The 18,517-nt window shown below is 70.7% G+C and carries 16 protein-coding genes; 7 read left to right on the top strand and 9 right to left on the bottom strand.

All coding sequences use genetic code 11. The features are described from left to right. The first annotated feature begins 50 nt into the window (after positions 1–50). The 3 genes from ACE3OU_RS04135 to ACE3OU_RS04125 are packed head-to-tail and all read left to right on the top strand — an operon-like array spanning position 51 to position 4,140. A complete protein-coding gene (locus ACE3OU_RS04135; protein ID WP_374240278.1) occupies positions 51–695 on the top strand; it encodes an ATP/GTP-binding protein in 645 nt (214 codons plus the stop codon). Further along, positions 692–1,897 carry a sensor histidine kinase gene (locus tag ACE3OU_RS04130; RefSeq protein WP_374240277.1) on the top strand — a complete coding sequence of 402 codons (1,206 nt, stop codon included), beginning with the start codon at positions 692–694 and terminating at the stop codon, positions 1,895–1,897. The genes ACE3OU_RS04135 and ACE3OU_RS04130 overlap by 4 nt, the downstream gene beginning before the upstream one ends. Further along, positions 1,894–4,140 carry an ATPase, T2SS/T4P/T4SS family gene (locus ACE3OU_RS04125; protein ID WP_374240276.1) on the top strand — a complete coding sequence of 749 codons (2,247 nt, stop codon included), beginning with the start codon at positions 1,894–1,896 and terminating at the stop codon, positions 4,138–4,140. The genes ACE3OU_RS04130 and ACE3OU_RS04125 overlap by 4 nt, the downstream gene beginning before the upstream one ends. Before the next feature lie 24 nt (positions 4,141–4,164). Here the strand turns inward: ACE3OU_RS04125 and ACE3OU_RS04120 are convergent, their stop codons facing one another. Continuing rightward, on the bottom strand, positions 4,165–5,502 hold the full coding sequence (locus ACE3OU_RS04120; RefSeq protein WP_374240275.1) for a methyl-accepting chemotaxis protein: 1,338 nt from the start codon (positions 5,500–5,502) through the stop codon (positions 4,165–4,167). Positions 5,503–5,675: 173 nt separating this feature from the next. Here ACE3OU_RS04120 and ACE3OU_RS04115 point away from each other — a divergent pair, with 173 nt between their 5' ends. After that, positions 5,676–6,713 carry a hypothetical protein gene (locus ACE3OU_RS04115; RefSeq protein ID WP_374240274.1) on the top strand — a complete coding sequence of 346 codons (1,038 nt, stop codon included), beginning with the start codon at positions 5,676–5,678 and terminating at the stop codon, positions 6,711–6,713. Positions 6,714–6,732: 19 nt separating this feature from the next. On the opposite strand, the gene ACE3OU_RS04110 is transcribed toward ACE3OU_RS04115, so the two are convergent. The 7 genes from ACE3OU_RS04110 to ACE3OU_RS04080 all read right to left on the bottom strand — a co-directional run bounded on the left by ACE3OU_RS04110 (position 6,733) and on the right by ACE3OU_RS04080 (position 14,429). Beyond that, complete coding sequence (locus ACE3OU_RS04110) at positions 6,733–7,356, bottom strand: FlgO family outer membrane protein (RefSeq protein WP_374240273.1); 624 nt, start codon at positions 7,354–7,356, stop codon at positions 6,733–6,735. Positions 7,357–7,371: 15 nt separating this feature from the next. Further along, on the bottom strand, positions 7,372–7,608 hold the full coding sequence (locus tag ACE3OU_RS04105; protein ID WP_374240272.1) for a hypothetical protein: 237 nt from the start codon (positions 7,606–7,608) through the stop codon (positions 7,372–7,374). A gap of 36 nt (positions 7,609–7,644) precedes the next feature. After that, a complete protein-coding gene (locus ACE3OU_RS04100) occupies positions 7,645–8,031 on the bottom strand; it encodes an LPP20 family lipoprotein (RefSeq protein ID WP_374240271.1) in 387 nt (128 codons plus the stop codon). Positions 8,032–8,229: 198 nt separating this feature from the next. Beyond that, positions 8,230–8,802 carry an OmpA family protein gene (locus ACE3OU_RS04095; protein ID WP_374240270.1) on the bottom strand — a complete coding sequence of 191 codons (573 nt, stop codon included), beginning with the start codon at positions 8,800–8,802 and terminating at the stop codon, positions 8,230–8,232. 2 nt (positions 8,803–8,804) lie between these two features. Beyond that, positions 8,805–9,260 carry a hypothetical protein gene (locus ACE3OU_RS04090; protein WP_374240269.1) on the bottom strand — a complete coding sequence of 152 codons (456 nt, stop codon included), beginning with the start codon at positions 9,258–9,260 and terminating at the stop codon, positions 8,805–8,807. Then, a complete protein-coding gene (locus ACE3OU_RS04085; RefSeq protein WP_374240268.1) occupies positions 9,257–13,087 on the bottom strand; it encodes a hypothetical protein in 3,831 nt (1,276 codons plus the stop codon). The genes ACE3OU_RS04090 and ACE3OU_RS04085 overlap by 4 nt, the downstream gene beginning before the upstream one ends. Beyond that, positions 13,080–14,429 (bottom strand): TIR domain-containing protein, encoded by a 1,350-nt coding sequence (locus tag ACE3OU_RS04080; protein WP_374240267.1) that lies wholly within the window; start codon positions 14,427–14,429, stop codon positions 13,080–13,082. Before ACE3OU_RS04080 ends, ACE3OU_RS04085 begins: the two co-directional genes overlap by 8 nt. Positions 14,430–14,739: 310 nt before the next feature. Here ACE3OU_RS04080 and ACE3OU_RS04075 point away from each other — a divergent pair, with 310 nt between their 5' ends. The 3 genes from ACE3OU_RS04075 to hflX all read left to right on the top strand — a co-directional run bounded on the left by ACE3OU_RS04075 (position 14,740) and on the right by hflX (position 17,800). Next, positions 14,740–15,720, top strand: coding sequence for a toll/interleukin-1 receptor domain-containing protein (locus ACE3OU_RS04075; protein ID WP_374240266.1), 981 nt, complete (start codon positions 14,740–14,742; stop codon positions 15,718–15,720). 7 nt (positions 15,721–15,727) lie between these two features. Next, positions 15,728–16,201 carry an NUDIX hydrolase gene (locus ACE3OU_RS04070; protein WP_374240265.1) on the top strand — a complete coding sequence of 158 codons (474 nt, stop codon included), beginning with the start codon at positions 15,728–15,730 and terminating at the stop codon, positions 16,199–16,201. Between the two features lie 267 nt (positions 16,202–16,468). Continuing rightward, a complete protein-coding gene (gene hflX, locus ACE3OU_RS04065) occupies positions 16,469–17,800 on the top strand; it encodes a GTPase HflX (RefSeq protein ID WP_374240264.1) in 1,332 nt (443 codons plus the stop codon). A gap of 94 nt (positions 17,801–17,894) precedes the next feature. On the opposite strand, the gene ACE3OU_RS04060 is transcribed toward hflX, so the two are convergent. Continuing rightward, positions 17,895–18,517: IS3 family transposase (locus ACE3OU_RS04060; protein ID WP_374240263.1), on the bottom strand; the 623-nt coding region annotated here is incomplete at its 5' end.

Genomic DNA, 18,517 nt, shown 5'->3' with positions numbered 1-18,517 from the left:
CCGGCATGCCGGCGCCCCCCCACCCCCGAGCCGCAGGAAACCCGCATCCCATGCCCGATCAAGACACCAACAGCCTGACTTTCAAGCTGGTCTATTACGGCCCGGCCCAGAGCGGCAAGACCACCAATCTGCTGCGCCTCCACGACATCCTGTCGCCCGAACTCAAGGGCGAGGTGATGACCATGGAGACCAAGGACGACCGGACCCTCTTCTTCGATCTCCTGCCCCTGGGCTTCCGCGCCCCCTCCGGGCTACTGATCAAGCTGCGCCTGTTCACCGTCCCCGGCCAGGTGGCCCACGACGGCACCCGCAAGGCGGTGCTGTCCCGGGCCGACGGCATCGTCTTCGTGGCCGACTCCGACCGCAGCCAGGAGACCAACAACGGCGAGGCCTTCCAGAGCATGGCCGACAACTGCCACCGGGTCGGGCTGGATTTCGAGCACATCCCCCTCGTCGTCCAGTTCAACAAGCGCGACCTGCCCGGCGCGGTACCCGAAACCGAGATCCGCGAGCGCTGGGAGGCCGCGCCGTGGCCGCTGCATTTCGCGGTGGCGCTGACCGGCGACGGCGTCGAGGCCACCTTCGAATCCCTGCTGCGGGCCCTCTACCGGCGCCACGACGCCGCCCTCGGGCTGGCCCGCGAGCACGGCGTCGGCGAGGACGCCTTCGTCGGCGGCATCCTGGGGCGGCCATGAGCAGCGCCGACTTCGACCGCGAGTGGCGGCTGGGCGAGCTCTTCGACGCCCGCATGCTGGAGCGCATCGCCCCGGCGCTGGCCGAGCTGCTGGAGGCCGACCTGGCCATCCTCGACCGCGACGGCGCGCCCCTGTGGGGGCGGCCCGACCCCGATGCCCGCCGCGAGGCGCTGGTGCTGGAGCTCGAACCGGCCGGTTTCCTGGCCAGCCGCGGCGCCAGCCCGGCCCGCCTGCACAGCGCCGGGCGCATGTTCACCGCGCAGCTGCGCGCCGAAGCCCGCTACCGCATGGCCTCGGCACTGCACCTCGAGGCGATCACCCAGGATTTCGAGACCCTCAAGCTCGAGCACGCCCGGCTGCTCGCCTCGGAGGCCCGCTACCGCAAGCTGTCCGAAGAGCTCGAGGCCCGCGTGGCGGCCCAGGTCGCCGACCTCGAGGCCCGCCAGCGGCAGCTCTACCAGGCCGAAAAGCTCGCCTCGGTGGGCCAGCTGGCGGCCGGCATGGCCCACGAGATCAACAACCCGCTGGGCTTCGTGAACAGCAACCTCGGCACCTTCAAGCTCTACCTCGACAAGTTCGCCGCGCTCCACCCGCGGCTGGCCGAGGGCGAGGCGGCGTGGCAGAGCCTCGACCTCGACTTCGTCATCGAGGACGGCGCCGACCTGCTCGCCGACTGCAGCGCCGGTCTGGGCCGGATCGCCCGCATCGTCGCCGACCTGAAGAGCTTCTCCAACGTCGATCGCCCCCCCGAGGAGCTGGCCGACCTCAACGCCTGCCTGCAGCACGCGGTGGGCGTCGCCGCCACGCCGCCGGTGCCGGGGGTCCGCCTGAAAACCGCCCTCGCCCCGCTGCCGCCGCTCCCGTGCAACCCGGGCCATCTCAACCAGGTGTTCTTCAGCCTGATCCGCAACGGCATGCAGGCGATCCAGGACGCCGGCCGGCCGGGCACCGTGCAGGTCGCCAGCGAGGCCGGCCCCGCCGGCATCACCATCCACATCCGCGACGACGGCGTCGGCATGAGCCCGGCCCAGCTCGCCCGCGCCTTCGAGCCCTTCTACACCACCCGGCCGGTCGGAACCGGCACCGGGCTCGGCCTGTCCACTGCCCGCAACATCGTGCTCGCCCACCGCGGCAGCATCGAGCTCACCAGCACCCCGGGCAAAGGCAGCACCGCGACGCTGTTCTTCCCGACCACGCCATGACCGACTACAAGAGCCTGTTCACCAGCCGGAGCAGCGACGCCCCCCAGGCGCCCGCCAGCCACCTCACGCCGCCGAAATACCGCCTGCTGCTGGTGGACGACGAGGTCGCCATCGTGAACGCGCTGCGCCGGGTGTTCCGCCAGGAGAACTACGAGATCGTCACCGCCAGCAGCGGGCCGGACGGGCTCGCGCGGCTCGCCGAGGGCGAGGTGCACCTGGTCATCAGCGACTTCATGATGCCGGGCATGAACGGCGCCCAGTTCCTCCGCGAGGTCAAGCAGCGCTCCCCCGACACGATCCGCATCATGCTCACCGGCCACGCCAACACCGACGCGGTGATGGGCGCGATCAACGAAGGGGCGGTGTACAAGTTCATCCTCAAGCCCTGGAACGACGACGACCTGCGCATCACCGTGGCGCTGGCGCTGGAGCAGTTCGACCTCATCACCCGCAACCGGGCCCTCAAGACCGAAAACGAAAAGAAGGCCAAGGAGATCTCCGCCCTCTCCAAGCTGGCCGCCACCCACCGCAGCCGGCTGGGCATCATGCTGCACAAGAAGAACCTGCTGTCGTCGGCCCAGCTGCAGGAGCTCACGCTGCTGCAGGAGCGCCGCTCGGAGCCGATGATCGCGCTGCTGCTCGAGAAGGACTGGGTCGAGGAGCGCAAGATCCGCAAGCTGCTCAAGACCGACCTGCTGATCGAGGAAGTCCAGCTGCCCGAGTTTTCCATCGACCCGGTGCTCACCGAGATCATCCCGCGCAGCTTCTGCGCCCGCCAGCTGGTGATGCCCCTCAAGCTCGAAGGCTCGCACCTGATGATCGCCATGGCCGACCCCCTCGACGAGGGGCTGGTGGACGAGGTGCGCTTCACCGCCGGGCTCGACCTGCAGATCGTCACCGCCGACGTGGCGGCCATCCGCAAGAAAATCGAGGAGGTCTATGGCAACAGCGACGTGGACTTCAAGGAGCTCGAGACCCTCATCGCCTCGCCCGACCCCTACGAGGGCATCGAGATCGTCATCGACGACGACGACGGCGCGCGCCTCGAAGACCTGCTCCGCGAGACCGAGGCGCCGCCGGCGATCCGCCTCGCCAACGCCATCATCATCGAGGCGATCCGCCTGGGCGCCTCCGACATCCACATCCAGCCGCGCACCAAGAGCGTGGTGGTGCGCTACCGCATCGACGGCGTGCTGATCGACAAGATCCAGATCCCCCACCAGCAGCACCAGTCGCTGGTGTCGCGGCTCAAGATCATGTCGGAGCTCGACATCTCGGAGCGCCGCCACCCCCAGGACGGCCGCATCACCGTCAAGACCCCGATGCGGATGGTGGACCTGCGCATCTCCACCCTGCCGACCATCAACGGCGAGAAGGTGGTGATGCGCATCCTCGACCGCAACTCGGCGGTGCATAGCCTGGCCAAGCTGGGCTTCTCGCCCATCGACCTGCCCCGCGTCACCGACATGGTGGCCCGGCCCCAGGGCATCATCCTGGCCACCGGCCCCACCGGCAGCGGCAAGACCACCACCCTGTATTCGCTGCTCCAGCACGACGCCACGCCCGACAAGAACTACGTCACCATCGAAGACCCGGTCGAGTACTACCTCGACATGGCCGGCCAGGTGCTGGTGCGCGAGAAGATCGGCCTGACCTTCCCGAGCGTGCTGCGCGCCCTGCTGCGCCAGGACCCGGACGTGATCCTGCTCGGCGAGATCCGCGACTTCGAGACCGCCGAGGTGGCCTTCCACGCCGCGCTTACCGGCCACCTGGTGTACTCGACGCTGCACACCAACTCGGCGGTCGCCACCATCGCCCGGCTGTTCGACCTGGGCCTCAAGCCCTACGTGGTGGCCAGCGCACTGGAGGGCATCATCGCCCAGCGCCTGGTGCGCCAGGTGTGCCCCAACTGCCGCGAGCCCGTCGTCGCCGACCCGGCCCTGCGCCGCCGGCTGGGCGGCGACTATGCCCAGGTCACCGAGACCTTCCGCGGCAAGGGCTGCACCGACTGCCACGGCACCGGCTACAAGGGCCGGGTGGCCCTCTACGAGGTGCTGACCCTCGACGACGACCTGCGCGACTGCATCGGCAGCGGCGCCAGCGTGCTGGAGATCCGCCGCAAGGTCCGCGGCAAGGGCCTGCGCGGCATCGGCCAGCACGGCCTGGAGAAGGTCCAGGCCGGCATCACGACCCTCGAGGAGATCCTGCGCGTGCTCGGCCCCCAGGCCGGGGAGAGCGCCTGAAGCGCGGGAGGCGGGGCCCGGGCCTCAGCCTCCCTGGCCGGAGCCCCGCGTCACCGTCTCCGACATGCGCAGGATGACCTCCACCACGCGCCGGGCGTCACCGCGGATACGCTGGATCGCCTCCCCGGCCGTGTTGGCCAGCGCGACGCCTTCGGCCACCTGGCCCAGGCTGGCGTTCATGTTCTCGGTGACGGCGCGGTTCTCGGCTTCGATGGCGCCGACCATCCGGGTAATCTCGGCGGTGGACTTCGCGGTGCGCTCGGCGAGCTTGCGCACCTCGTCGGCCACCACCGCGAAGCCGCGGCCCGACTCGCCGGCCCGCGCCGCCTCGATGGCCGCGTTGAGCGCCAGCAGGTTGGTCTGGTCGGCGATCTCCTTGATGGTGTTGGTGATCGTCGAGATCTCGGCCGTACGGGCACCGAAGTTCGCCACCTGGGCGGCGGCATCGTCCACCGAGCGGGCGATGCTCTGGATCTTGGCCACGGTCTCGAGGATCACCGCCTCGCCGTCGGACGAAATCCGCTCGGTCTCCAGCGCGGCGGCCGAGGCCATCTCCGTGCTCTCCTGCTCGGCCCGGTAGCGCAGCACCTGGGCGGTGACGTCCGAGGCGGTCTTGACGACCCGGATCACCACCCCGTCCAGGTCGAAGACCGGGTTGTAGCTCGCCTCCAGCCAGACCGGCTCGCCGCGCCGGTTGACGCGGCGGAACTGGCCACTGAAAAAACGCCCGGCGCGCAGGCTGGCCCAGAACTCGGCGTAGTCGGCCCCGGCGGCCTCCCCCGGCGCGCAGAACATCCGGTGGTGCTGGCCCACCACCTCGCCGGCCTTGTAGCCCATCGCCACCAGGAAGTTGTCGTTGGCGCGCAGGATGGTGCCGTCCGGGGTGAATTCGATGACGAGCATCGAGCGCTCCACCGCCTTCACGAAAGCCTCGGTGCGGATCTCTTCCTCGACCTGCGCGGTGACATCGACGGCGAGCTTGACGACCTTGGTGAAACGGCCGCTGCGGGGATCGCGCACGGGGTTGTAGGTCGCCTCCAGCCAGACGACCCGGCCGGAGCGGTGGCGGCGCTTGAAGCGCCCCCGGAAATAGCGGCCCGCCCGCAGGTCGGACCAGAACTGCCGATAGGCCGGCGAGGCCACGTGGTCGGGGTCGCACAGCGTGGCGTGCTCCCGCCCGACCAGGGCCCCGGCCTCGAAGCCCATGATGGCCGCGAAGGCCTCGTTGGCGGACAGCACCGTGCCCTCCAGGCTCAGCTCGACCACCGCGGTCGAACGATTCAGGGCCTCCCAGACGGCAGCGTGTTCGGCACGCTCCGCATCGAGTTCCGCCACCCGCTGCTTCCATTTATCACAGAACATGCTTATTTCTCCGCTGGGCTGGCGACCGCCCAGGGACAGGGCCCGCTCGCACATCACTTGTTTGTTTACGACCACACGGCAGCTTCCTTGACGCCGCCGGCCCGCGGGTCGGGCCAGCCGGGCTAGAATCGATGCTCCCGGCCGCAACACCCGCGCCGCCCGGCCCGACCCCCATGCCCACCTGCCCGCTCCCCGCCTTGCCATCCGCGGCCCTCGTGCTGCTCGCCAGCCTCGCGCCGCAGGCAGCGGCCGAGCCCGTGAGCGCCACGGTGACCATCGTCGGCGGGGACCTCGGCGCCGCCCGTTCGGAGGCGGTGCGGGAGATGCTGTGGGAGGCCGGCATGCGCGCCGATGCCACGGTGCAGAGCCGCTCGGCGCTGATCGGCGGCGACCTCCGCGAGACCACGGTGGTCAGCACCAACCTGCGTCTCAAGGCCTTCCGGATCGTCGGCGAGGAGATCACCGAGGGCCGGCTGCGGCTCAGCGCGGAGATCGAACGGGAGGCGGCCGGCGCGGCCGGGTGCACCCCGTCCCTGCCGCTGCAGAACATCGCCTACGGGTGGGAGGGCGTCGCCGGCGAAGGCGGCTCCGAGGCCGACGAACAAGGGGGCCAGGCCCTCGGCGCGGCCCTGGAGGGCGAACTGCGGGCCCGCGTGCCCGACCACCTGCAGGAGGCCGGCGCCGCCCGGACCGAGGCCGTCTACCGGATCGGCGCCGCGCTGGAGCGGCCAGGCGGCGGAGCGGGCGCCGTGCTGCGGCTGCAACTGCGGGGCGGCGGCGAGCGCCTGATCCGCGAGTTCCGCCTGCCCGCCGGCCCCGCGCCGCTGGCACGCCGGCAGGACACCCATCTCGGCTACGCGCTGCTGCGCCAGTGGGTGCCCACCCCGGCGGGCCTGGGGCTGGCCCGGGAGGCCGCCGGGCAGCTGGACGAGGCCATCCGCTGCCTGCCGGCGCTGCTGCGCATTCCGCGGCTGGAGCCGGACGGCGGCTTCAGCCTGCAGACGCGCTTCCCGCTGGAGCTCGGCCAGCGGGGGCTGATGCTGTTCTTTTCGGCCTGGCCGGTGAAGGAAGGCGGCGGGGTGGACCTGCTCCAGGCCGACGGCTACCTCGCCCCGGAGCGGGTGGATGCGCACGGCGTGCGCTTTCCCGGCGGGACGCGCCTTCCGGGCAGGAAATACCCGGTCGGCGGCGGCTACCTGCTGGTGCTGTAGCGCCGCCGAGGACCCGGGCTCAGCGGATGAAGACGGTGTTGGGCTTCACCGGCGGCACCACGTTGCGCTCGACCACCACCTTCTCGACCGGACTGCGACTGGCGTCGTTGAGGATGTAGTTGAGGTCGCGGTTGTTGAGGAAGGCCTGGCCCGAGGACACGATGATCCCGCTGTCGGCCTGGATCAGACGCGCGTTGATGACGACCCCGTCCCCATTGCGTGCGATGGTGCCCGCCAGAAAGTAGTGGATGTTGTGGTTGCGGCGCAGCTCGGCCACGTCGCGGCTGAACACGAAGTCGCCGTTGCTGCGCACCTTGATGTAGTCGCGGCTCTTGAAGTCCACCACCCCGAAGCCCCGGATGTACATCTCGTGCATCAGGTTCTCGGCGAGGGTCAGGCCGAGCTTGTCGGTCTCGTCGAGGGAGCTCATGTTCACGAACGACGCGACGGCGATGCGGCTGTCGGAGACGTTCTTGATGTCTCGGTTCTGGGCCAGCTGGGACGCCAGGAAACCGCTGACCTGGTTGAGGGTGTTGGAGGCGGTGCTGCCGCCGATCTGCACGGTGCTCGGGAAGCTAGGGAGGTCGGCCATCGCGGTCGTGCTCAGCAGGGCGGCGCCCAGGGCCAGGAAGATCTTTTTCATGTCGGTTCTCCCTCGTCAGCGCGCGCAGGAACTGTCGGCGCGCACGGCCACCTGAAAGCGCGAGCACACCTGGCACGGCGACACCTGGGTCACGTCGCGGAGGCTGCGGGTGCACTCGGCCACCGGCTTGTCCACATACACGACCTCCTTCGGTGCGCCGCAGCAGTCCTCCGGCTTGGCGACGGTGTTTCCGGCCGTGCTGCACGCGGACAGCAGGGCGGAGAGCAACAGGGCGGCAGTCAGCTTTTTCATGTTGTTTTTCCTTGTAGAGAGCTTGCAGGGCATGGGTCAGTAGCGGACATCGAGCTCGGCGACGGCTTGGTAGATCCCGGGCTCCACGGGCTCCACCCGCACGAAGCGGACGCCCTTGAGGGTCGCCTCCGACTCCACCACGATGCGGTCCGTCTCGAGGCCGGACTTGTCCGACTGGCTGCGGGCCTGGAGGGTGACGCCCTGCACCTGCTCGGCGAGGGAGCGGATGGCCTCCAGCTTGGCGGCGCGGATGGCGGCGAGCTGCTTGAGGTTGTGGGGACGCTCGTCGTCCGGCCGCACGGCGGCAAGACCGACCCCCGTCACCCGGATGCAACGCGTGTCCGCCCAGCACGACTCGTCGGCGAGCGCAGCCTGTGCGCCCAGCGCCAGCAGCAGACCCAGCAGTGGAAACCGAAAGTTCATATGCGCACGGCAGAACCCAGATGCCTGGGTTTCGGCGCAAAATTTGCATTCTTGAGGTTTTTGTTGATTTTTCGTGACCGAACGCACGCTCCGCCCGCCCTGCGCCCAGGCCCGACCCAAAACAAAAACGACGAGCCCCCGGCTCGTCGTTGCCTGTCCGTCATCGGCCGTGAACGCCCGCCGGCCGGGGGCGTGGGCTCAGCGCACCTGGATCTCGACCCGCCGGTTGAGCGGCTCGGCGACCTCGTCATCGGTGGGCCTGAGCGGCTCCCGCTCGCCGCGGCCGCTGGCCTCGATGGCCTCCGGCGGGATGCCGAGGCGCTGGAGCTCGGCCTGCACCTTGCGGGCCCGCACCAGCGCCAGGCGGTCGTTGTCGGCCACCGAGCCGACCCGGTCGGTGTGGCCGACAACCTTGATGTCCGGCGCCGGCCGCTGGCGGATCTCGGCCAGCACGCCCTCGAGTTCGACCCGGGAGGCCGGCGTGAACTGGTCGGTGCCTTCCAGGAAGTACAGCGTGAAGCGCCGGGGCGGCACCGGGCGCGCCGCCAGCGCCCCACCAAAGCGCCCGGCCACCTCCTCGACGCTGGACTGCTCTACCCCGCCCGCCCCCGAACGCAGCGTCGCGTAGGGCTTGTCGAGGGTCTGCGGCGCGCCCGAGCGGGGCTTCACCACCACGCGGCCGCCATCGCCGTCCCCCGGCAGCAGCACGTAGCGCTCCTGGGCGCAGCCGGCGGCCAGCAGGGCCGCCACAAGCAGGATTCCGTGTTTCATCGTCATCTCCCCTCGACGCTCACCGCATACGAACTGGCCCGGCCGCCCTGTAGCTCGGCCTCCGGGGTGAGGATGCGCATCGCCCCGGCCGACTGGCCGGCGATGTTGCCCGTCGTCACCACCACCGAGCCGCGCCGCACCCGCGCATCGAAGGCGCCCAGGTAGGTGGTGGGGTCGTAGGAATAGCGCTGCAGCACGACCTCGGTGTTGGGGCCGAGGGACAGCATGGAGTTGTCGTTGAAGATCATCCCCACCGAGGCCTCGCCCCGGGTGACGATCACGTCGTTCTCCTTCAGCCGCACCCCGACGGCCCCCTCGTAGTGCTGGGTGCCGCGCTCGATGGCCACCACGCCCTGGGCTTTCTTGATCTGCGCCACCCAGTCGCCCTCGGACGCCGCCGCCCCGCCCGCCACCAGGGCGAGCGCCAGCGGGAGCCCCCATCGCGAAGTGTTTTTCATCTCGTCTCCTTTCCTGGATCGGCGGGCTCCGCCGGCACCGGCAGCCCGTCGCACTGGGTGATGTAGGGGATGTCGGGCGACACGCGCGCCCGCCACTCGTCGTGGCTCATGTTGCGTTGCAGCTTGGCGCACAGGGCATCGGCCCAGGCCTCGAGCACCGGCCAGCGGCGCAGGGTCCTGTCGTCGCTGCCCGAGACGACGAAGCGGCCGTCCGGGCTGAAGGCCACGCTGCGCACCGCCTCGGCGTGGCCCAGCAGCGGGTCGCCCACCGCCGTGCCGGTCGCCACGTTCCACAGGCGCAGGCTGCCGTCGTCGCTGCCCGACACGAGGTAGCCGCCATCGGGGCTGAAAGCGGCGCTGCGCACCCGGTTGGTGTGCCCGACCAGCGGCTTGCCGAGCGGGCGGCGGGTGGCGGCGTTCCAGAGGTGCAGCTGCCAGTCGTCCCCGGCGGACACGATGGACTTGCCGTCCGGGCTGAAGGCCACGCTGGTGACGATGCGCCGTGCGTCCCCGGACGGGCCGAAGGGCTCGCCCACCGGACGCCCGCCGGCCGCGTCCCACAGCCGCAGCGTCGTGTCGTAGCTGCCCGAAACGAGCAGCCTGCCGTCGGGACTGAAGGCCACGCTGGTCACGATGTCGCCATGGCCGCCGAGCGCCGCGCCGACCGGCTTGCCGGTGACGGCGTCCCACAGGCGCAGGGTGTTGTCGTCGCTGCCCGACGCGAGGCGCCGCCCGTCCGGGCTGAAGGCCACGCTGGTGACGCCCTGGGTGTGCCCTGCGAGCGGCGGCCCGAGCGGCGTGCCGGTGCGGGCATCCCACAGGCGGAGCTTGCCATCCTCGCTGCCCGCCGCGATGCGCTCGCCGCCCGGGCTGAAGGCCACGCTGGTGAGGCCCTGGGCGCCCCCCGTGGGCGGCGACCCGAGCGGCACGCCGGCGCGCGCGTCCCACAGGCGGAGCGTGCCGTCGGCGCTGCCCGACACGATGCGTCGCCCGTCCGGGCTGATCGCCACGCCCCGGACCGCGCCCTGATGCCCGGCCAGGGGCGCCTCGTCGGCGACGCGCCAGATCCGCAGCGTATGGTCGTAGCTGCCCGAGATCAGGTGCCCGCCGTCCGGGCTGAAGGCGACCCCGGTGATCCAGTCCCAGTGGCCCGCCAGGGGCTCGCCCAGCGGCGCCACGTCGGCGGCGCGCCACAGGCGCAGGGCCTTGTCCTCGCCCACCGACACGATCAGGGCACCGTCCGGGCTGAAGGCCAGCCCCAGGGCCGAGCCCTCGTGGCCCGCCACCGGCCGGCCGACGGCCGCCCGGGCGCCGACATCCCACAGGATCAGCGCACCCGCCTCGTCCCCCGACACGATGCGCCGTCCGTCCGGGCTGAAGGCCAGCGCATAGACCTGGGTGGCATGCCCCCTGAGCACGCCGACGGCGGCGCCGGTGGCAGCGTCCCACAGGCCCACGGTCTTGTCGTCGCTGGCCGAGGCGACGAGCCGGCCGTCCGGGCTGAAGGCGATCGCATACACCGCCCCCGCATGGTGGGCCCGCATCGGCGCGACCTCCTCGCCCGTCGCGGCGTTCCAGAAGCGCAGGCTGCCGTCCCAGCCCCCCGACACGATGTGCCGCCCGTCCGGGCTGACGGCCACGCAGCCGACCTGTCCCTGGTGCCCCCGCATCGGCGCACCGACGGGCTGGCCGCTGGCCGCCTCCCAGCGGCGCAGGGTGGCGTCCCGGTTGGCCGACACGAGCCACCGCCCGTCGGGGCTGAAGGCCACGCCGTTCACGTAACCGGCCCGCTCGCTGGCGGTGGCGAGCAGCGCACCATCCAGGGCGCGCCGCACCTGCAGCGCGCCCTCACGGCTGCCCGACGCGATGCGCTGCCCGTCCGGGCTGAGGGCCAGCGCGGTGACCGCCTCGCTGCTCTCGATCAGGCGCTCCAGCCGTCGGCTGCGCACGAACGCCCGCTCCAGGGCGCCGAGGGCCACCGGCGCGGCGCTCCGGGAAGCCTCCCGGGCCGCCAGCCGGTGGGCAGCGAGCATCTCGAGCATGCCGAGGGTGACGCCCCCCGGCAGCACGCCGTCCACCACCGCCGGGCCTTCGGCGGCGAGGCGGCGGATCGTCGCCAGCTCGACGGCCTCGCGCTCCTGGCGCGCGAGGGCGCGGGCCTCGAAGGTCTGCCACACCGCCCAACTGGCCAGCAGCAGGCCGACCAGCACGGCGGACATCAACCCGCGCGCCAGGCGCCGCTGCCGGGCCGCGTCAGCCTCGGCCCGCCGCTCGCCCTTCAGGGCCAGCTCGGCGCGCAGCCGGGCCTGCTCGGCCTCGACCTGGAGCAGCCGGGCCGCCTCCTCGCGGCGAGCCTCGGCGGCAACCTCCTCGCGGCTCCGGTCGATGAAGGCCAGGATCCCGGCGAGGTCGGGCAGGCCGGACTTAGGGTCCCAGTAGCGTGCGGCCCATGCCGGGGTCGGGCACCACGCCGCGTCGGCAGCGTGGCCGCCATGCCGCCAGGCCTCGGCCCGGTCGAGCTCGACGCGGCGCAGCAGGGACTGGTTGCCGTTGCCGTAATCCATCGCCCGCTCGCCGAGGCGCAGGAAGCCGATCGCCCGCTGGGCCTCGTTGAGGGTCCAGGCGCTGAGCCGCGACCACTGGCGGATCAGCGCCTCGTGGGAGATGTCGATGATCGTCTCGGGGTCGTCGTGGGGGCCGCTGGCGACCAGGAAACACACGTCCTCGTCGGTGAAGGCGGCAAGCACCGGCACGAAACGCTCCGGCGGCAGCCCCGACCACTGGGCGATCTTGCGCAGGGAGCACGGCCGGCGCACGATCTGGGCCGCCGGCGCGCGCGGGTCGCGGGTCGCCGTGACGGCCCGCAGCAAGCACTCGGCCGCCGCCCGGGCCGGCTCGTCGAGCTGCGCGAAAACCTGGTCGGCGTGCTGCGCGAGGGCCCGGCCGACGCCGCCGATGGCGTCGTGATCCGTCCGGCCGATCAGCGGCCGCCCCGGGTCGCGCCGGCTGGCCGCGCTCCACATCCGCGCCAGGGCATGCTGGAGCACCGGCAGCTGGTCCGGGTTGCCGTCGACGCCGTTGATGAGCTCCTCGATCAGCCCCTCGTCCACGTCGCCGCCGAACAGCCGCGCCGGGCCCCGGATCGCCTCGTGGAGCTGGTCGCGGCTCATCCGCGGGGTGAGGTACTGGCCGTGGTTGATGGCCTCGGGCAGATCCAGGAAGCGCACGCACTGGCCGAGGAAGTCGGTGCGCATCGTGAGGCAGGCGAACACCCGCTGGGTGAGGTCGGCGGTGGACCGGATCAGCAGGGTGACGAAGGCCTCCGACTCGTCGCTCTGCTCGCTGCCCGCCTCGGCGTAGGTGAACAGCTCCTCGAACTGGTCCACCACCACCAGCAGATTGAAGTCCGCCTCGGGGTCGCGCTGGCGGACGCCCTCGGCGAGGCGGGCGAGGCTGCCGGCGTCGGCGCGCAGCTCGGCCTCGAGCAGGGCCGGGGTGAGCCCGGGCAGCTCGGCCCCCAGCACCTCCGGCGCCAGCAGGGCCTTGGCCAGGCTGCGGATCGGCCGGTTGCCCGGCCTCAGCAGGGCAATGCGCCAGTCGCTGCCGGTGCCGATGGCCCCCAGCGGCAACGCGGGCAGCAGCCCGGCGCGGACCAGGCTCGACTTGCCCGACCCCGACGGCCCGATGACCGCCAGGAAATGCCGGTCGCGCAGGATCTCCAGCAGCCGGTCGGTGTGCGCCTCCCGCCCGAAGAAGATCTCGCCCTCCCACGCCTCGAAGGGACGCAGGCCGGGGTACGGCCGGTCGACGCGCGTCTCGTCAGCCATGGTGTTCCGCTCCCAGCCGGGCGATGAAGCCGGCCACCGCGTCCCGCTCGATGCCGCCACGGCAGTCGAGGGTCTGGAGGTTGCGCGAGGCGATCTTGAGGGGCGGCTTCTCCCCCGGCGGCGCCTCGATCACCCCCAGCGCCAGGTTCTGCCGGCCCAGCAGGCGGACCGTGCGGGCATACTGGGCCTCGATCCACAGGTGGGACTCGCGACCGTACAGCACCACCACCGCGTCGCTGTTGCGGATGATCTCGTCGACGGTCTCGCGGAAGGTCTGGGGGTTCTCGCCGCTCTCCGGCACCGGCGACGGCGACACCACGTCCCAGCCACGCTCGACGAGGAGCGCGCCGACCTCGTCGCACAGGGCCTGGTCCTTCTCGCCGGCGGCCAGGCAGATCGTCATGCCATCGCCCGCCGGGGCCGGTGGCGGCGGGGGCTTGAGGTGGTCCAGGGCCTCCAGCACCTGCTGGCGGAACTGCTCGAAGCCGCAGCGCGTGGCGCCGAACAGGATCTCGCGCAGGTCGGGGTCTTCGACCTGCTCGAGGTCGATCTCCGGCGGGCGCCAGCGCAGGTATTTCATCCCGCTGCAGGACTGCTGCAGCGCCTTGGCGGCGGCGTGCTGGACAGTGGCCAGCGTGGCGTCAGAGCCCGGCAGGCGCGCGCCGGGCTCGTCGCCGAGCAGCTGCACCAGCAGCCGGGCCCCGTCCATGTCCCGGTCGAGAGCCTCCCGCAGGGCCGCGACGCCGTCCTGCGGATAACCGTCCCGCGACACCGGCCGCACCGTCCAGCCGCGCAGCCGCATCGACTCGGTGAGCTGATCCCAGTAGCCCGCCATCCGGGGCGCCGGCCCCGCCACCCACACCACCGGCGAGGCCCCGGCCGCCGCCGCGGGCGGGCGTTGCAGGACCTTCACGAGGGGCGCGCGGAGGTGGTTGGCGAGCAGGTTGGCGAGGTAGTTGACCTTCTCCCAGTAGGGGTTGTGCTCGTCCTGGTTGGGCACCGGCCAGCCCAGCAGCTCAGGCGTGCGGGTGTTGGCGTCGGGCACCCAGAACTGCACCGGCGTCAGCTCCTGCAGGCGCGGGTGGAGGCTCAGGCGGTCCACCGGGTATTGCTCGACGACGAAGACCGCCTCCCGGTCGCCGCCGGGCGGGTTGTTGTCGAGGAAGTTGGCCAGCTCCCGCTGGCACCACTCGGAGTTCTGGTAGCTGGGCGAGAGCACCAGCAGCAGGGCCCGGCTGCTGCGCACCGTGTCGATCAGGGTCGGGGTGACCTGCGCGTTGGCCACCAGCGCGTAGTCCATCCAGATGTCGGCGTCACGGCCCAGGGCACGGCCGAGGGCCACCGTCAGCCAGTGCTTGAGCGTGGTGACCCAGCCTCACTCCCGCCCGGCCGGGCTCTGGTCGTCCCGGTGGGCGTAGCTGATGAAGATATCGTGCATGGCCGTCACAGAACGCTCCCGTCGAACCCCTGCCCCGGCGGCCGGCCTGACCGGCGCAGGCGACAACCGTCCTGCTTATTTATAGCGGATCTTCACCGCGGCCGCCCGGGCCGAATACCGCCGCCGGGATCGGGCACTTCATGCGACGCCCGGCGGCAGCCGATGCGGCATAATGGATCGGGCAAACCTGCATACCGCCATGACGGAGTCGATCATGAAGGTCTTCATCAGCTGGTCCGGCACTGCCAGCCGCGATTGCGCCCTGGCCCTGAAAAAGGCCATCCAGTCGGTCTTCAACGGCGTCGAGCCGTGGCTGTCGGCCGAGGACATCAAGCCGGGGCAACAGTGGTTCACCGAGCTCATGAACGTCCTCGGCGAAACCCGCTTCGCCATCGTCTGCCTCACCCGAAGCAACATGCGCGCCCCCTGGGTGATGTTCGAGGCCGGCGCCGTCTCGGCACACTTCGGCGAACTCAAGGTGGCCCCGCTGCTGCTCGAAGGCGACCAGGGCGACCTGACCGACCCGATAGCCCGCTTCCACGCCACCACCTTCGACCGCAACGGCGTGCGCCTGCTGTTCGAGTCGATCAACGACAGCGTCGGCAAGCCCTTCACCAAAAAGGCCCTCGGCGCCGCCCTGGCGGCCGAGTGGCCGGAGCTCGAAGCCGGCGTCAAGGCCGCCATCGCCACCGAAAAAAAGGCCTTCGACGTGTTTTTGTCGGTGCCGATGGCCTCGTTCGCCTCGGACGCCCAGTACAAGGCCTTCCGCGCCAATGCCATGAAGGTGGTCCGGGCGCTGCGCACCAAATGCCGGCTGACGGTGTTCTGCGCCCTGGAAAACATCAAGTCCATCAAGCAGTTCGACCTGTGCGGCAACAGCGCCCGCGACGACATCGAGAAACTGCGGCAGAGCGCCAGCTTCGTGATGCTCTACCCCGAGCGGCTGGCCACCAGCGCCCTCTTCGAGGCCGGCTACGCCCTGGCCATGGGCCTGCCCTGCCGCTTCTTCGTGCGCGACCAGAGCGACGACCTCTACAAGCTGCCCTTCCTGATGCGCAAGCTCCCGGAGGTGTTCTCCCACGTCTCGATCATCGACGACAGCGAATGGCAGACCTACGAGGACATCGCCGACCGGCTGGTGCGCAACCGGGACAACTGGTTCGGGAAACGCGTCGAGGCGAAGTTCCTCGACTGAGACGCCGATGACGCTTCCCGCCCCCCTGCTGTCCTGCGGCCTGCTGGTGATCAACGAACGGGGCGAGCTCCTCGTCGGCCACTCCACCGGCAGCCCGCGCTGGGACCTCCCCAAGGGCCTCCTCGATGCCGGCGAAACCCCGATCGAGTGCGCCCGGCGGGAAGGCCAGGAAGAGTTCGGCCTCGCCTTTGCCCCCACGCGCCTCGTCGACCTGGGGCGCTTCGCCTACTACCGGGGCAAGGACCTGCACCTCTTCGCCGTACGCACCACCACCGCCGAAACCCGCCCCGAACGCTGCCACTGCACCAGCCACTTCGAGGCCACCCCCGGCGGCGCGCTGCGCCCCGAAATCGACGCCTACGCCTGGGCCGACAACGACACCCTCCGACGCCTCCTCGGCCAGAGCATGCGCCGCCTGCTCCTCGACAAGAACCTGCTGGAGGTGGTGAGAGGGGCGTTGGGGCTGAAGGTAATCCCTTAGGGGACCGACAGTTCCACGACCACCAGCAGCTCCATCAGGCGTTGAATATGAATACGCCGGCGAAGGCATTCGCATTCGCGGCGTGACCTGCGCAGGGTTTGGTGGCTCGATACGAACCGGCCGATGCGGCGAACACCGAGGGCAGGCCGCCTCAAGCCGACCGCGCCTTTTCGGGCCATTCCGCGTCATTTCGCGGCGGATTCGCGGTTGCCAGCCCGGTGACGGGTACACTCCACTTTTGCCCATTCGAGAGACGCCCCGCGCCGCATGCAAACAGAAGCCCGAGACACCCCCATTTACGCCGTGATCGCGGCCGTCCAGCTGCCCAACGTACCCGACTTCGAGTTCGACGCCTCGCTCACCGAGCTGCGCGAGCTCGCCAAGACCCTTGGCCTGCAGGTCATCCACAGCTTCGTCCAGAAGCGGAGCACGTTCGACACGGCGGCCTACCTGGGGGCCGGCAAGCGGCAGGAGGTTCGCGACTACGTGGCCGGCGACGACGGCCGCGAGATCGAATTCGTGCTGGTAGATCACGAGCTGTCGCCCTCCCAGGCGCGCAACCTGGAGGTGGAAGTGGGCTGCGAGGTGATGGACCGCACCATGGTCATCCTCGAGATCTTCCACCGCAACGCCCGCTCCCGCGCGGCCAAGGCCCAGGTGGAGATCGCCCGCCTCGGCTACATGGCGCCACGCCTGCGCGAGATGGCCAAGCTGGCGGGCTCCCAGGGACGACAGCGGGGCGGTGGCGGCGGCCGCGGGGCGGGCGAATCCCTCACCGAACTCGACCGCCGCAAGATCCGCGACCGCATCGCCGAGCTGCAGCAGGAGATCATCGCCATGGACGCCGAGCGCAAGACCCAGCGCGCCCGCCGCCAGGGCAGCCGCGGCCTCGCCAGCGTGGCGCTGGTGGGCTACACCAACGCCGGCAAATCCACGCTGATGCGCGCCCTGACCGGCAGCGAGGTGCTGGTGGCCAACAAGCTCTTCGCGACCCTCGACACCACCGTCCGTGTCCTCTACCCCGAGAGCGTGCCCCGCGTGCTGGTGAGCGATACCGTCGGCTTCATCAAGAACCTGCCCCACGGCCTCGTCGCGTCCTTCAAATCGACCCTCGACGAAGCCCTGGAAGCCGAGCTGCTGCTCCACGTGATCGACGCCAGCGACCCCGGCTTCGAGCGCCAGCTGGAAGTGACCGACACCGTGCTCGCCGAGATCGGCGCCGATGAAGTGCCCCGCCTGCGCGTCTTCAACAAGATCGACCACGTGGGCGACGCCGCAGCCCAGGCCGAACACGCCGCCGCACTCACGGCCCGCTACCCCGGCTGCATCGTGATGAGCGCCCGCCGCCCCGACGACGTGATGCGCCTGCACGGCACCATCGTCACCTTCTTCCAGCGCGATCTGGTCGAGGGCGAGCTCTTCCTCCCCTGGTCCGCCCAGCAACTGCGCCAGGCCGTGTTTGCCAACTGCCAGGTGCTCGAAGAACGCGCCGACGAAGCCGGCGCCTTCTTCCACCTGCGCACCGAGGCAGATGTGCTGGAGAAGCTACGGGCGCAGATCGGGGAGGCAGGGAGCCTGCGCGGGGATCGAGGGACATAAGGAAACCAGCCGTGACCGCTGCGTCAAAGACGACGAATTGAAGGCTGTCTGGGAGTGAGGTGCCTTACGTTTTCCGCCTTCCAACCGGTCGCCCTTATGCTGCCATTTCTTGCTGATCCTGTCGTTCGATCCAGTTCCGCAGGAACGTGGTCGGGGACAGGTATCCCAGGGTGGAGTGGCGGCGGCTCCGGTTGTAGAACACGGCGATGTACTGGAACAGGTCGCTCGCCGCCTCGGCGCGCGTCGCGTAACGCACGCCATGCACCCGCTCGTTCTTGAGGCTGTTGAAGAAACTCTCGGTCGGGGCGTTGTCCCAGCAGTTGCCCTTGCGCGACATCGATCCGCGCATGCCGTAGGTGGCCAGACGGGCCTGGTAGGCATGACTGGCGTACTGGCTGCCGCGGTCGGAGTGGAACAGCACCCCAGGCTCCGGCCGACGGCGGAACCAGGCCATCGACAGCGCATCGAGCACCAGGTCGGTCGTCATCCGCGGCTTGATCGACCAGCCGATCACCTCGCGGTTGAACAGATCGATCACGACGGCCAGATACAGCCAGCCCTCGGCGGTGGCGATGTAGGTGATGTCGCCGGTCCACACGCGATTCGGGGCCTCGGGCGCGAAGTGATGATCGAGCACATTCGGCGCCACCGGCAGGCTGTGTCTGGAATCCGTCGTCACCTTGTAACGCCGCTTGTGCCGCGCCCGGATGCCGTTCT

Origin of the sequence: Zoogloea sp. (assembly GCF_041908905.1) — a bacterium.
Classification (GTDB): Bacteria; Pseudomonadota; Gammaproteobacteria; order Burkholderiales; family Rhodocyclaceae; genus Zoogloea.
Note: the sequence above shows the minus strand (reverse complement) of the source record. Positions and strands in the feature narration are given on the sequence as shown.